The organism is Phenylobacterium sp., assembly GCF_044371015.1.
Classification (GTDB): domain Bacteria; phylum Pseudomonadota; class Alphaproteobacteria; order Caulobacterales; family Caulobacteraceae; genus Phenylobacterium.
The window spans coordinates 1-13,044 of the sequence record NZ_JBILUK010000077.1 but is presented as its reverse complement, the minus strand read 5'-3'; the positions used below and the strand labels follow the sequence as shown (position 1 = coordinate 13,044).

The 13,044-nt window shown below is 66.2% G+C and carries 13 protein-coding genes; 12 read left to right on the top strand and 1 reads right to left on the bottom strand.

The window, feature by feature from the left end; all coding sequences use genetic code 11:
* Positions 1-48 precede the first annotated feature (48 nt).
* The 6 genes from ACIQ3R_RS08580 (at position 49) to ACIQ3R_RS08555 (ending at position 4,687) form a co-directional block, all read left to right on the top strand.
* Positions 49-609 (top strand): VOC family protein, encoded by a 561-nt coding sequence (locus tag ACIQ3R_RS08580; protein ID WP_397417354.1) that lies wholly within the window; start codon positions 49-51, stop codon positions 607-609.
* A 68-nt stretch (positions 610-677) separates the two neighbouring features.
* Entirely contained in the window at positions 678-1,100 is a 423-nt protein-coding gene (gene mce / locus ACIQ3R_RS08575) for a methylmalonyl-CoA epimerase (protein WP_397417352.1), read from the top strand.
* Positions 1,100-1,351: a DUF1467 family protein gene (locus tag ACIQ3R_RS08570; protein WP_397417349.1), complete on the top strand. Its 252-nt coding sequence runs from the start codon at positions 1,100-1,102 to the stop codon at positions 1,349-1,351. The genes mce and ACIQ3R_RS08570 overlap by 1 nt, the downstream gene beginning before the upstream one ends.
* Positions 1,352-1,408: 57 nt before the next feature.
* Positions 1,409-2,725, top strand: a complete 1,317-nt coding sequence (gene proS, locus ACIQ3R_RS08565) for a proline--tRNA ligase (protein ID WP_397417346.1) — start codon at positions 1,409-1,411, stop codon at positions 2,723-2,725.
* On the top strand, positions 2,722-3,990 hold the full coding sequence (locus ACIQ3R_RS08560; protein WP_397417344.1) for a lipoprotein-releasing ABC transporter permease subunit: 1,269 nt from the start codon (positions 2,722-2,724) through the stop codon (positions 3,988-3,990). Before proS ends, ACIQ3R_RS08560 begins: the two co-directional genes overlap by 4 nt.
* The gene (locus ACIQ3R_RS08555; RefSeq protein ID WP_397417342.1) at positions 3,983-4,687 is read left to right on the top strand and encodes an ABC transporter ATP-binding protein; all 705 of its coding nucleotides are present in this window, start codon (positions 3,983-3,985) and stop codon (positions 4,685-4,687) included. The genes ACIQ3R_RS08560 and ACIQ3R_RS08555 overlap by 8 nt, the downstream gene beginning before the upstream one ends.
* A 66-nt stretch (positions 4,688-4,753) precedes the next feature.
* On the opposite strand, the gene ACIQ3R_RS08550 is transcribed toward ACIQ3R_RS08555, so the two are convergent.
* Positions 4,754-5,908 carry a hypothetical protein gene (locus ACIQ3R_RS08550; protein WP_397417339.1) on the bottom strand — a complete coding sequence of 385 codons (1,155 nt, stop codon included), beginning with the start codon at positions 5,906-5,908 and terminating at the stop codon, positions 4,754-4,756.
* Between the two features lie 120 nt (positions 5,909-6,028).
* On the opposite strand from ACIQ3R_RS08550, the gene sidA reads away from it, so the two are divergent.
* The 6 genes from sidA to pyrH all read left to right on the top strand — a co-directional run.
* Positions 6,029-6,118, top strand: coding sequence for a cell division inhibitor SidA (gene sidA / locus ACIQ3R_RS08545; protein WP_397417337.1), 90 nt, complete (start codon positions 6,029-6,031; stop codon positions 6,116-6,118).
* Between the two features lie 26 nt (positions 6,119-6,144).
* Positions 6,145-9,579 (top strand): DNA polymerase III subunit alpha, encoded by a 3,435-nt coding sequence (dnaE, locus tag ACIQ3R_RS08540; RefSeq protein WP_397417335.1) that lies wholly within the window; start codon positions 6,145-6,147, stop codon positions 9,577-9,579.
* A 36-nt stretch (positions 9,580-9,615) separates the two neighbouring features.
* Positions 9,616-9,972, top strand: a complete 357-nt coding sequence (locus ACIQ3R_RS08535; RefSeq protein WP_397417333.1) for a hypothetical protein — start codon at positions 9,616-9,618, stop codon at positions 9,970-9,972.
* Between the two features lie 472 nt (positions 9,973-10,444).
* Positions 10,445-11,308: a 30S ribosomal protein S2 gene (rpsB, locus tag ACIQ3R_RS08530; RefSeq protein WP_397417331.1), complete on the top strand. Its 864-nt coding sequence runs from the start codon at positions 10,445-10,447 to the stop codon at positions 11,306-11,308.
* A gap of 90 nt (positions 11,309-11,398) precedes the next feature.
* On the top strand, positions 11,399-12,337 hold the full coding sequence (gene tsf, locus ACIQ3R_RS08525; protein ID WP_397417329.1) for a translation elongation factor Ts: 939 nt from the start codon (positions 11,399-11,401) through the stop codon (positions 12,335-12,337).
* 95 nt (positions 12,338-12,432) lie between these two features.
* Positions 12,433-13,044: UMP kinase (gene pyrH, locus ACIQ3R_RS08520; RefSeq protein ID WP_397417327.1), on the top strand; the 612-nt coding region annotated here is incomplete at its 3' end.

The following is a 13,044-nucleotide window of genomic DNA, read 5'->3' as shown; positions in this document are numbered from 1 at the left end:
CCCCACTCCCGAACCTCCTGACACAGTCGGGACCTCAGGGAGCAAACGATGTCCAAGCCGGTGAAGTTCGCGCACGTGGTCTACCAGACCCGTCGCTATGAAGAGATGATCGCATGGTACGAGACGGTTTTCGGTGCGACCGTCGTGCACCGCGATCCGGCGCTGGCGTTCCTGACCTACGATGATGAGCATCACCGCTTCGCTTTCGCCAACCTCTCCGTGCTGAACCCGGACGGCGGGGATCATCGCGCCGAAGTGGGGGTGAACCATGTGGCCTACACCTACGCGAGCGCAGGCGATCTGCTGTCCAACTACGAGCGGCTGAAGGCGGAAGGCATTCTGCCCTACTGGCCCATCCATCACGGGCCGACCCTCTCGATGTATTACGCGGATCCTGACGGCAACCGGATGGAGTTGCAGGTCGACGCCTGTGCGGTCGAGGCGGCCAACGCCTACATGCGCAGCGAGGCCTTTGCGGCCAATCCGATCGGCGTGGTCTACGATCCGGACAACCTGCTCGGCCGCTGGAAGGCGGGCGCCTCGGAAGACGAACTTCTGGCGATGCCGGCAGGTCCGCCGTCGGCCATTCCCGCGGCGCACGGCTTCTGATCGGTTTGCCTGCCCCCTGACGCAACGGCGTCTCGTCAGGTCGGCCCGCACGGCGTATATGCCGCGACATGATCGGAAAGCTGAACCATGTGGGCGTGGCCACGCCCTCCATCGAAGCCTCGGTCGCGCTTTATCGCGACGTTCTTGGGGCCACCAAGATCGGCGAGAAGTTCGCCATGCCCGAGCAGGGTGTGTGGGTGTGCTTCGTCGATCTGCCGAACAGCCAGATCGAGTTGATCGAGCCGCACGGCGAGGCGTCGCCCCTAAAAGGCTTCCTGGAGAAAAACCCGGCCGGCGGGCAGCATCATATCTGCTTCGAGGTGGCCGATATCGAGGCGGCGCGCGATGACATGGTCGCCAAGGGAGCAACGGTGCTCAATGGCGGCAAGCCCCGCATCGGTGCGCACGGGACCCCCGTGATCTTCGTGCACCCGAAAAACATGGGCGGCGTTCTGGTGGAACTGATGGAAACTCCGAAAGGCGCGCACTGATGGGGCTCTTCACATCGGTCGCCTTGTTTCTGACCATCTGGTGGACCGTGCTGTTCGCGGTGCTGCCGTTCGGTTCGAAGAGCTATCGGGAAGCGGGTGTCGAGCCGGCGCCGGGGGTTGATCCGGGGTCGCCGGTCAATCCGCAGCTGAAGCAGAAGTTCCTGATGACGACGGCTATCGCGGCGGTTCTGTTCGCCGCCTTCTGGACGGTGATCGCCCTGGGGCTGATCCAGCTGCCGCCGTTGCGTTGAGGCGGCGGGCAGGGGTATCTGAGCCCCCTCCGTCGCTGCCAAGGACCTTAAGCCGCCATGCGCCTGTCGCGCTACTTCATGCCCACGCTGCGCGAGGCGCCCGCCGACGCCCAGATTGTTTCTCATCAGCTGATGCTGCGCGCCGGCATGATCCGGCAGGAGGCGGCGGGCATCTATGCCTGGCTGCCGCTCGGCCTGAAGGTGCTGAAGAAGATCGAGCAGGTCGTGCGCGAGGAGATGAACCGCGCCGGCGCTGTCGAGATTCTGATGCCGACGCTGCAGCTGGCCGACCTTTGGCGTGAAAGCGGGCGCTACGAGGATTATGGCGAGGAGATGCTGCGCATCCGAGATCGCCACGACCGGGACCTGCTCTATGGTCCTACGGCGGAAGAGGTCGTGACCGACATTTTCCGGGGTTATGTTAAATCTTACAAAGACCTGCCGCTTAATCTGTACAACATCCAGTGGAAGTTCCGCGACGAGCGCCGGCCGCGGTTCGGGGTGATGCGCGGCCGCGAGTTCCTGATGAAGGACGCCTACTCGTTTGACATCGACGAGGCGGCGGCGCGGCGCGCTTACAACCGGATGTTCCTGGCCTATCTCAATGTCTATGCGCGGCTCGGCCTGAAAGCGGTGCCCGTGAAGGCTGATCCCGGGCCCATCGGCGGCGACATGAGCCACGAGTTCATGATCCTGGCCGACACCGGCGAGAGCGAAGTTTTCGCACATCGGGACCTGGTCGAGATGGGCGCGCCTGGGCCGGACATCGACTGGGACGGGGACCTGGAACCCGAGGTCAGCCGGCGTACGAGCCTCTATGCGGCTTCCGACGAGATGCACGATGCGGCGCGTTTCGACGCCCTGCCGGAAGACAAGCGCATGACCGCGCGGGGGATCGAAGTCGGCCATATTTTCTACTTCGGTGAGAAGTACTCCAAGCCCATGAAGGCGACGGTGACCGGCCCGGATGGGCGCGAAGCCACAGTGCAGATGGGCTCCTATGGCGTTGGTGTCTCCCGTCTGGCTGGGGCGATCATCGAGGCTAGCCACGACGCGGCCGGGATCATCTGGCCCGACAGCGTGGCGCCGTTCGGGGCGGTTGTGCTGAACCTGCGCCCCGGCGACGCCGGTTGTGATGCGGCCTGCCAGGACGCCTATCGGGCGCTGACGGCGGCGGGGCTGGATCCGCTCTACGACGATCGCGACGATCGGCCGGGCGCCAAGTTCGCCGCAGCGGACTTGGTGGGCATCCCCTGGCAGCTGATCGTCGGGCCCAAGGGGCTGGCCGAGGGCGTGGTGGAGCTGAAGCGCCGTGCGACGGGCGAGCGTCAGAGCCTGCCGCTCGAAGCGGCTCTGAAAGCGATCACCGGGTGACCGCCGCGCCCTTCGGGGCCTGGGAGCGGGCGCTGGCCTGGCGCTATCTGCGGGCCAAGCGCAGCCATGGCGGCGTGGCGCTGATCTCGATCATCTCGTTCGTTGCGATCATGCTGTCGGTAGCGGTGCTGATCGCCACCATGTCGGTGATGAACGGTTTCCGGGCGGAACTGCTGGGGCGGATGTTGGGCTTCCAGGGCCACGCGTTCGTCACCGGCGGCGTGCTCGACGGACCGGAACGGGAGGCCGCCGCAGCGCGGATTCGCCAGGTTCCGGGCGTGGTTCAGGTTGCGCCGATGGTAGAGGCCCAGGCCATCGCCATCGGCCCAAGCCAGATAACCGGGGCGCTTGTGCGCGGGGTGTCGGGGGCCGATCTGGCCGCAACAAAGCTGGTGTCCGGCAATCTGACCCAGGGTTCACTTCGCGGCTTTGGCGACGGCGAGTACGGCGGCGATCTGGTCGTCGTAGGCGAGCGGCTCGCCCAGAGCCTGGGCGTGCGGCCTGGGGATACGCTGACCCTGATCTCGCCGGCCGGCGGGGCCACGGCGTTCGGCGGCACGCCGCTGCAGAAAACCTATGTCGTGGCGGCGACCTTCAGCGTAGGCGTCAGTCAGTTCGATCAGGCCTATCTCTACATGCCGCTGGCGCAGGCCCAGCTGTTCTTCGGGCGGGAGGACAGCGCCGACGCGATCGAAATCAAGGTGGCCAAGCCAGATGAAGCGCCGGCGATGCGGGCTGCGATCAGCAAGGCCGCCGGGCCGAGCGCTATCGTCACCGACTGGACTCAGCGCGACGCGGCGTTCTGGGGCGCGCTGCGGGTCGAGCGCATCGCCATGCTGCTGATCCTGGGCATGCTGGTGGCGACCGTGTCGCTCAACATCATCTCGGGCCTGGTGATGCTGGTGAAGAACAAGACCCGCGACGTGGCGGTGCTTCGCAGCATGGGCGCGAGCCAGGGCTCGATCCTGCGTATCTTCTTCATGGCGGGCGCCGGGATCGGCGCGGCCGGCACGGTCGCCGGTGTGACGCTGGGCGTGCTCTTTTCGATCTATATCGGGCCGATCCAGAGCTTCGTGGAATGGGTCACCGGAACAGCGGTGTTCGCCTCGGAGGTCTACTACCTGTCGCGGCTGCCTTCTAAGGTCGACTGGGCGGAGGTGGCCGGGATCGCGGCGTTCGCGTTCGGGATGGCGTGCCTCTGGACTCTTCCGCCGGCTTGGCGAGCCTCACGCCTCGATCCCGTGGAGGCGCTTCGCTATGAGTGAGCCGGTGCTGCGCCTGCGCGGGCTCGGCCGGACCTATGTGACTGCCGCCGGACCGCTGCCGGTTCTGAGGGGCGTCGACCTGGAGGTCGCGGCGGGCGAACTGGTGGGTCTGGTCGGACCTTCGGGCTCGGGAAAGTCGAGCCTGTTGCACGCCGCCGGTCTATTGGAGCGACCGGACGCCGGAACGGTCGAGGTCGTCGGCGCGGACTGCGGACAGCTTTCGGAGGCTGAGCGTACGCGGGTGCGGCTTTCGACGCTGGGCTTCGTCTATCAGTTCCACCACCTGCTGCCGGAATTCACGGCGCTGGGAAATGTCGCCCTGCCTTTGCGGATCGCCGGCGTGTCTCTGGGCGAAGCCGAGGCGAGGGCGCGGTCCTTGCTGGAGGATCTCGGTCTGGCTGAGCGGGTTGCCCATCAGCCCGCACAGCTTTCGGGCGGGGAGCAGCAGCGGGTGGCGATAGCCCGCGCCCTGGCCAACCGACCTAGGCTGCTACTGGCCGACGAGCCGACCGGAAACCTCGATCCCGCAACCTCACGCACGGTGTTCGAAACCCTGAGAGATCTGGCCCGCCGCGACGGTGTGGCGGCGCTGGTGGCGACCCACAACTTGGAACTTGCGGGACGCATGGACCGTGTTCTGGCGTTGCGCGACGGCCATCTTGAGCCCTGGACCGGAGGCTCGACGCCTCCGAACTGAGTCCGAGGGTCGGTGCGGCCGAATCGGACGGCAAGCCGCTCCCGCAAGTCGGATAGGCTTGAGGGGTCAGGCCGGTGCGTCCTCGCGCACGTCACTCGGCAGCCGGTTTGATGCAAAGGCCTCCAGAAGCTTCAGGAGCGCGTCCTTGGCGCTGTCATCGAACGTCGCGCGCACTTCGACGACGAACTCACCTGCGCGCCGGAACCAGAGCCCGTCCTGCCGACCGTCCGTGCGATCCCAAACTCGGCCGGCCCCATAGCCGCGCCCAACACCGGACGCTTGGACTGAAGTCTTTAGCGCCTTGTCTTCACGTTCCATGTCGCGAATCCGAGCCGTGAAACTGGCCTTGTCGCCCGCCGCATTCGGCTGACGCGTGGCGAAGACGCTGACCCAGCTGTCGCCCATTCGAAACAGGCAGCTGAGATCTAGGCTGTCCGCCCGGCTGTCGATGACCGTGATGTGGCTGCGGGAAAAGCCCCCGTAGGACGGGGCGCAGTAGACACCCGATCCGCGCATGGCGATCACGCCGGCGCCGGCCACATGGAAGAAGGCGCCGTCAGGCCCGTAGAGCTGAGCGGTCACATCACGATTTATCAAGCCCGGACGGAACAACTCGGCTTCACGGCCGCTTTCTGTCTCCCGCAGGATCGTGACAGCGTGGCCCGCCGGGTCGACCGCCGCGAGGGCGTTCAGCTTGCCGGTCTGGATCGCGACGATGTCATCAGACAAGCGGCGGGTGCCGGGCACGTCCTCATAGACCTGATACACGACGTGAATGCCGTCGATCTCGCCGACAAGCAGCCGCACCCGCGGCGCCGTCTGTGGCGGAAGCGGCGTACGCGCCCGCGACCAGGCTTGGGCGTCGACCAGGGCTGGAGCCTCTGCAATGTAGAAGATTTCGTCGTCGCCCTGCGCCTGGGCCCAGAACATCGGCGCCGGAGCGACACCTGTGGACAGGTTCCAGGTCTGGTCTTCCCCCTGGAATGTGGCGGCGGGGCAGGACGGCGCGGTCGCGATCTCGGCCCTTGGCCAGGCGTCGCCGCCGGCCGGATCCGCCACGGCGAGGTAGGCCATCGCAGAGAGTCCCAATCGGGCCGCTTCGTCCAGCCTGGACGGGATCGAGATCGGCGTTCCGCCCTCAGCGGTCGCCGGCGGACACGCCGCCTGCGCTGGCCCGGCCAGCAAAGTCCCCGCCATCGCGGCCAGGATGATCCATCGCATCGCTTCCCTCCAGAGTTGTAAGGGACCATAGCTGCTTGACGGGCGGAACAAAAGAGGAATAGAACGAAAAAAGAACGGAGCTGGCTTTCTCCACACACCGCCCACTGGAAAGGATCAAACATGGTTCGTGTCGCTCGGGAATCGCTGGCCTTTGCCTCGGTGGCGAGTTTTGTCTGGCTGGTCTGCACAGTGGCGGGCCTGTTGGGCTGACCGCCTTGCGAATGGGGGAGGCAGCCTTGGCGGATGGCGGTGGAAATGGCTTTGTCCACCTGAGGGTCCGCTCGGCCTACTCCCTGCTGGAAGGCGCCATCAAAGCGGACAAGATCGCGGGGCTCGCGCGCTCAGACGGCATGCCGGCCGTGGCCTTGACGGACCGGGCCAACCTGTTTGGGGCGCTGGAATTCTCGGTATCCTGCACGGATCAGGGCGTGCAGCCGATCATCGGCTGTGCGTTGCCTGTGAAGGGGATAGGCGAGGGCCGACCCGAGCGTTGGGCGCGCACGCCGACGGTGGTGCTGCTGGCGCAGAACGAAGAGGGGTACCTGAACCTCTGCGCGCTCTCCTCGGCGGCGTTTCTCGACATCGATCCGGCCGAGACTCCGCATGTGAGCTGGACCGCGGTCGCGGCGCGATCCGAGGGCTTGATCCTGCTCTCAGGCGGACCTGACGGGCCGGTCGATCCACTGTTCGCCACAGGGAAAGCGGCCGAAGGCCGCGCGGCGCTGGCGGCGATGAAGGCGGCGTTTGGCGACCGGTTCTATGTAGAGCTGCAGAGGCATGAGGCGCCGGAGGAAACCGCCGCCGAACCCGGACTGGTGACCTGGGCCTACGAGACCGATACGCCGCTGGTCGCCACCAACGACGTCTATTTCAAGGCGCGTCAGGCCCACGCAGCGCACGATGTTCTTTTGTGCATCGCTGACGGCGCCTTCGTGGGCCAGGACGAGCGGCGGCGGGTGACGGCCGAACACGGGTTCAAGTCGCCGGCCGAGATGCGGACGCTGTTCGCGGACCTGCCGGAGGCCTGCGACAATACGATTGAAATCGCGCGGCGCTGCGCCTTCGCGGTCGCGAAACGCGACCCCATCCTCCCACGCTTTCCGACCGAGGGCGGCCGGACAGAGGCCGAGGAACTGGCGCATCAGGCGCGGGAGGGTCTGAAGGCGCGCCTTGCGGTCTATTCGCCGAGCCAGCCGCTGGAGGCCTATCACGAGAGGCTGGAGCGCGAGATCGGCGTGATCCAGTCGATGGGATTCTCGGGCTACTTCCTGATTGTCTCGGACTTCATGAAGTGGGCCGTGGCCAAGGGCGTGCCGGTGGGGCCGGGGCGGGGCTCGGGCGCGGGCTCATTGGTGGCCTGGTCTTTGATGATCACGGGCCTCGATCCCCTGAAGTATGGGCTGATCTTCGAGCGCTTCCTGAACCCAGAGCGGGTGTCGATGCCGGACTTCGACATCGATTTCTGCCAGGAGCGGCGGGACGAGGTCATCGCCTACGTCCAGCAGAGGTATGGCCGCGACCGGGTGGCGCAGATCATCACCTTCGGCACGCTGCAGGCGCGGGCGGTGCTGCGCGATGTCGGCCGGGTGCTGCAACTGCCGCTGGGCCAGGTGGATCGGCTGGCCAAGATGGTGCCGGCCAACCCCGCCAATCCGGTGACGCTGGCTCAGGCCATCGAGATCGAACCCCGCCTGCAGGAGGAGCGGCGCCGCGACGAGGCTGTGGACCGGCTCCTGACGATCGCGTTGCAGCTCGAGGGACTGTACCGAAACGCCTCGACCCATGCCGCCGGGATCGTCATCGCCGATCGGCCGCTGACCGAACTCTCGCCACTCTATCGAGATCCACGTTCGGAGCTGCCGGCCACGCAGTTCAACATGAAGTGGGTGGAGAGCGCGGGACTGGTGAAGTTCGACTTCCTGGGTCTGAAAACGCTGACCGTGGTGGACCGCGCCATGCGCCACCTTGCGCGGCGCGGCGCGGACTTCCCGCTGGAGACCTTGGCGCTCGATGATCCGGCCGCCTACGAGGTGATGGCCCAGGCCCAGACCGTCGGCGTGTTCCAGATGGAAGGGCAGGGGATGCGCGACATCCTGCGGCAGCTGCGGCCGCAGTCCCTGGAGGAGGTCACGGCGCTGATCTCGCTCTATCGGCCGGGTCCGATGGAATCGATCCCGGCCTATGTGGACACCAAGATGGGCCGTCGGCCGCTGGATGTGCTGCATCCGCTGCTGGAGCCGGTGCTGACAGATACCTATGGGGTCATCGTCTACCAGGAACAGGTGATGAAGATCGCTCAGATCCTGGCCGGATACAGCCTGGGCGAAGCCGATCTCCTGCGCCGCGCCATGGGCAAGAAGAAGAAGGAGGAGATGGACAAGCAGCGGGCGCGCTTCCTCTCCGGCGCCGCCGAGCGGGGGGTGGAGGCGGGGCTCGCCGACATGCTGTTCGGGCTGATGGAGAAATTCTCCGGCTACGGCTTCAACAAGAGCCATGCCGCGCCCTACGCGCTGATCGCCTACCAGACGGCCTGGCTGAAGGCGAATGCTCCGGTCGAATTCTTCGCCGCCTCGATGAGCCTGGATATGGCCAATACCGACAAGCTGTCGGTGTTCTACCAGGACGCGCGGCGCGCCGGCGTGACGATCCGCCCGCCCTGCGTGAACCGCTCGGGGGCCGACTTCGAGGTGGAGGAGGGCGCGGTGCTCTACGCGCTGGGCGCCATCCGCAATGTCGGCCTTCAGGCCATGGAGCATGTGGCGGCCGTGCGGCGGGAAGGCGGGCCTTTCCGAGACGTGTTCGATTTCGTCGAGCGTGTGGATCCCCGGCAGGTGAACAAGCGCACGTTCGAGACCCTGGCGCGCGCCGGAGCCTTCGACGCGCTCTATCCCAACCGCGCGGAACTGGTGGCTTCGTCCGAGGCGCTGGTCGGCCATGGCCAGGCGCTGGCGGCGGATCGCGCGGAGGGCAAGGTCAGCCTGTTCGGCGACGATCTCTCGGGCGGATACCGCCCCCGGATGACTCGCGCCGAGGGCTGGACCCCGACCGAGCGGCTGGATGAGGAACTGGCGGCGGTGGGCTTCTATCTCTCCGGACACCCGCTGGAGGACATGGTCGAGGCGCTGCGCCGACGGCGGACGGATCTCTTGACCGACGCCACGGCCAAGGCGCTGGCCGGCGCCGAGGCGCTGCGCATGGCGGGGGTGGTGCGGCGCAAGCAGGAACGGCCGTCCCGCACGGGCGAGAAGTTCGCCTTCGTCACTTTCTCCGATCCGACCGGCGAGTTCGAGGTGCTGTTCCCGCCCGAACAGCTGCGCAAGTGCCGGGAGTTGCTGGAGCCCGGGCGCGCGGTGGTCATCAAGGTGCGGGCCAAGGCGGCAGACGGCGAGGTTCGTTTCTTCGGCGACGACGTGGAGCCGGTGGAGAAAGCCGTGGAAGCGGTGGTGGCGGGCCTGCGCGTCCACATGGCGCCCCATAGCGCCGAGATCGAGGCGCTGAAGCGACGGCTGGAAGGGGTGACCAACCCACGTGGCGGCGAACTTGTGCTGGTGGCTGCTCTGGGGGCGGGCCGCGAGGTGGAGATGAAGCTGCCGGGCCGTTTCACGCTGGACGGCGCGGTGCGCGGTGCGCTCAAGACTGCGCCCGGTGTGGTGTTCGTGGAAGAGTTGTGATTTTCTGACGATCGCGTTTTGGAGGTGAAACTGAACATGCGAACGCTGATGATCACGGCCGCCCTGGCCGCACTCGCTGGCCCGGTCCTGGCTCAGGGCACGTTCAACCCCGGTGGTTCAAATGACGCCTGGAAGTCAGGTTATGGCGCGCGCCCGGCTTCGCCGGGATTTGCGCCGCGCGCGCCGCGTTATGGCGCCGCGTCTCCAGCGATGCCTGCACGCCCGCCGAGCTACGGCTCTGGCGGCTTCGCGATGCCGATCCAGCCGGGCGAAACCTATCGGCCCCGGCCCTATGGCTCAGGCTCGGTCTATGGCGCGCCCAAAGCGCCCAGCCGCCAACGCGGCGCGCGGCCCTGCGAGACCAGCGTCTATGTCAACGCGTGTGATCGGTAGGCTCCGGGTTCGGTGTTCAAGGTCTTGACGAGGCGGTCGCACTTTCTGCCGTCGCCTAAGGTCATTATCCTCGTTTATTGCGCTGATGGCCTTGCCGCCCAAAGACCTGACTAGGCGCGCGTCACCCTGGCGGGTGTCGATAAACTCGTCAGAGAGGCTGCGATCGAAACTGGCAGTCCGAGCCTAGACATTCCTGACGCGCGAGTCTCCGGATCGCTCAAGAAGCGGTTTCCTCTTCCGTTCGGGGGAAGCTTCCTTGAGCCATTGCCGGCGCCACCTAGCGAAGTTCTTCACTGATGCGGCCTAAGCCGGAATGGCTTGATATTCCGGTGCATTACATCTATCTGCGCCGCTCCAATCCTCACGCGGGCGTGCGGGTCGGTCGGGGAGACATCCCGATTGGTCCGTTCCGGTCTTCCGAACGGAAGGTGGCCCGCGGCGGTTCAACCGGAAGAAAGAGACGATACAGACGATGGCTCTGCCTGAATTTTCCATGCGCCAGCTCCTGGAAGCCGGCGCCCACTTCGGCCACCAGACGCACCGGTGGAACCCGAAGATGGACAAGTACATCTTCGGCTCACGGTCCAACATCCACATTATCGACCTGTCGCAGTCGATCCCGCTGCTGCACCAGGCGCTCTTGAAGGTGCGCGAGGTTTCGGCTGCCGGCGGCCGCGTGCTGTTCGTCGGCACCAAGCGCCAGGCCTCTGACCCGATCGCCACTGCGGCCAAGCGCTGCGCCCAGTACTACGTGAACCACCGCTGGCTCGGCGGCACCCTGACCAACTGGCGCACCGTGTCGGGCTCGATCGCCCGCCTGCGCGAGCTCGACGGCGTGCTCGGCGGCGACGGCCAGGGCCGTCTGAAGAAGGAACTGCTGCAGCTGACGCGCGAGCGCGACAAGCTTGAGCTGAGCCTGGGCGGCATCAAGGACATGGGCGGCATCCCCGACGTGATGTTCGTGATCGACACCAACAAGGAAGCGATCGCGATCCAGGAAGCCCGCAAGCTGAACATCCCGGTGATCGCGATCCTCGACACCAACTGTAATCCGGATGGCATCACCTTCCCGATTCCGGGCAATGACGACGCCGCCCGCGCCATCCAGCTCTATTGCGACCTGATGGCGGACGCGGTGCTCGACGGCCTCGCCGCCGGCCAGGCGGCCTCTGGAGTCGACCTGGGCGCCTCTGAGGCGCCGATGGAGCCGGCCCTGGCCCGCGTGATCGAGCCGGTCGTTGAAGAGACCCCGGCCGAACCCGATATCGCCGCCGTAGAGGCCGAGATGACCGGGATCGGCGCCGCTGCGGCGAGTGAAGAACAACAGGCCGGCTGAGCGCTTCCCCGTTCGGCTGTCACAAAACCCTGATGGCGGCGCCCGACAAACCGGGTGTCGCCCCTAGATTCAAATGAAGAGGAGCTGGCCATGGCGGAAGTCACCGCTCAACTGGTCAAGGAACTGCGCGAGAAATCCGGCGTCGGCATGATGGACTGCAAGAAGGCCTTGCAGGAAAACAACGGTGACATCGAAGCTTCGATGGACTGGCTGCGGACCAAGGGTCTGGCCAAGGCGGCCAAGAAGGCCGACCGAGCTGCGGCTGAAGGTCTGGTGGCCGGCAAGATCGCGGCCGACGGCAAGACCGGCGTGTTGGTCGAGTTCAACGCCGAGACCGACTTCGTGGCCAAGAACGACCAGTTCCAGCAAGCCGCCCGCGACTTTGCGGACGTGGCCCTGAGCGTCGGCGGCGACGTCGCGGCGATCTCGGCCGCCAAAACGGCCAAGGGCGAAGTCGTGCAGGACGTGGTCACCAACCTGATCGCGACCATTGGCGAGAACATGCAGCTCCGTCGCGCGGCCAAGCTTTCGGTCGAGCAGGGGGCGGTGTCGCTCTACCTGCACAACAAGCAGGGCGACGACGTCGCGAAGCTGGCGGTGCTGGTGGCGCTGGAAGGCGCCGGCGACCAGGCGACCCTCGCCGAGGTGGCGCGTCGCATCGCTCTGCACGTGGCGGGCACGCCGTCTCCGCCGCTGGCGCTCAACTCCGACGAGCTCGACCCCGAGATCGTGGCGAAGGAACGTGAGATCCAGACCGTGACGGCGATGGAGTCGGGCAAGCCCCGCGAGATCGCCGAGAAGATGGTCGAGGGGCGGATTCGCAAGTGGCAGGAGGAGGTCGTTCTCCTGAAGCAGCCGTTCGTGATGAATCCGGACCAGACCATCGAGCAGTTGGTGGCGGAAACTGCCAAGCAATTGGGCTCGCCGGTTTCGGTGAAGGGTTTCGTGCGTCTCGCCCTTGGCGAAGGCGTGGAGAAGAAGGCTGATGACTTCGCCGCCGAAGTGGCGTCGATGACCGGTCAGGCCTGATCTCGAACTTGCTTCGAGGCAGAGGGCGCGGTGCGTTCGACGCGCCGCGCCCTTCCTGTATGGTCTTTCCGCTTCGTCACAGGATTCTCTGAAAGATGCCCAAGTCCGCCCGCTACAAACGCATCCTGCTGAAGCTCTCGGGCGAGGCCGGCGTCGGCGGCGATGGATTTGGAATTGATCCCAAGACATTGGCAGCCGTGGCTGACGAGATCGCCCAGGTCGTGAAGGCCGGCGTCCAGGTTTGCGTGGTGGTCGGGGGTGGCAACATCTTCCGCGGCGCGGCCCTGGCCGAGGCGGGGATGGAACGGGCGAGCGCCGATTACATGGGCATGCTGGCCACGGTCATGAACGCGCTGGCTTTGCAGGCGGCGCTGGAGAAGGTGGGCACCTATACCCGCGTGCAGTCAGCGATCCCGATGGAGGCGGTTTGTGAACCCTACATTCGCCGCCGGGCTCTGCGGCATCTGGAAAAGGGCCGGGTGGTGATTTTCGCGGCCGGCCTGGGGGCACCCTTCTTCACCACCGATACGCCGGCGGCGTTGCGGGCCGCGGAAATGGGCTGCGACGCCCTCCTCAAGGGCACCAGCGTCGATGGGGTCTATACAGCCGATCCCAAGAAAGACTCGAGCGCGAAGCGCTATGAGACGCTCAGCTATCACGACGTGCTGTCCCAGAACCTGAAGGTGATGGACGCCTCGGCGGTGAGC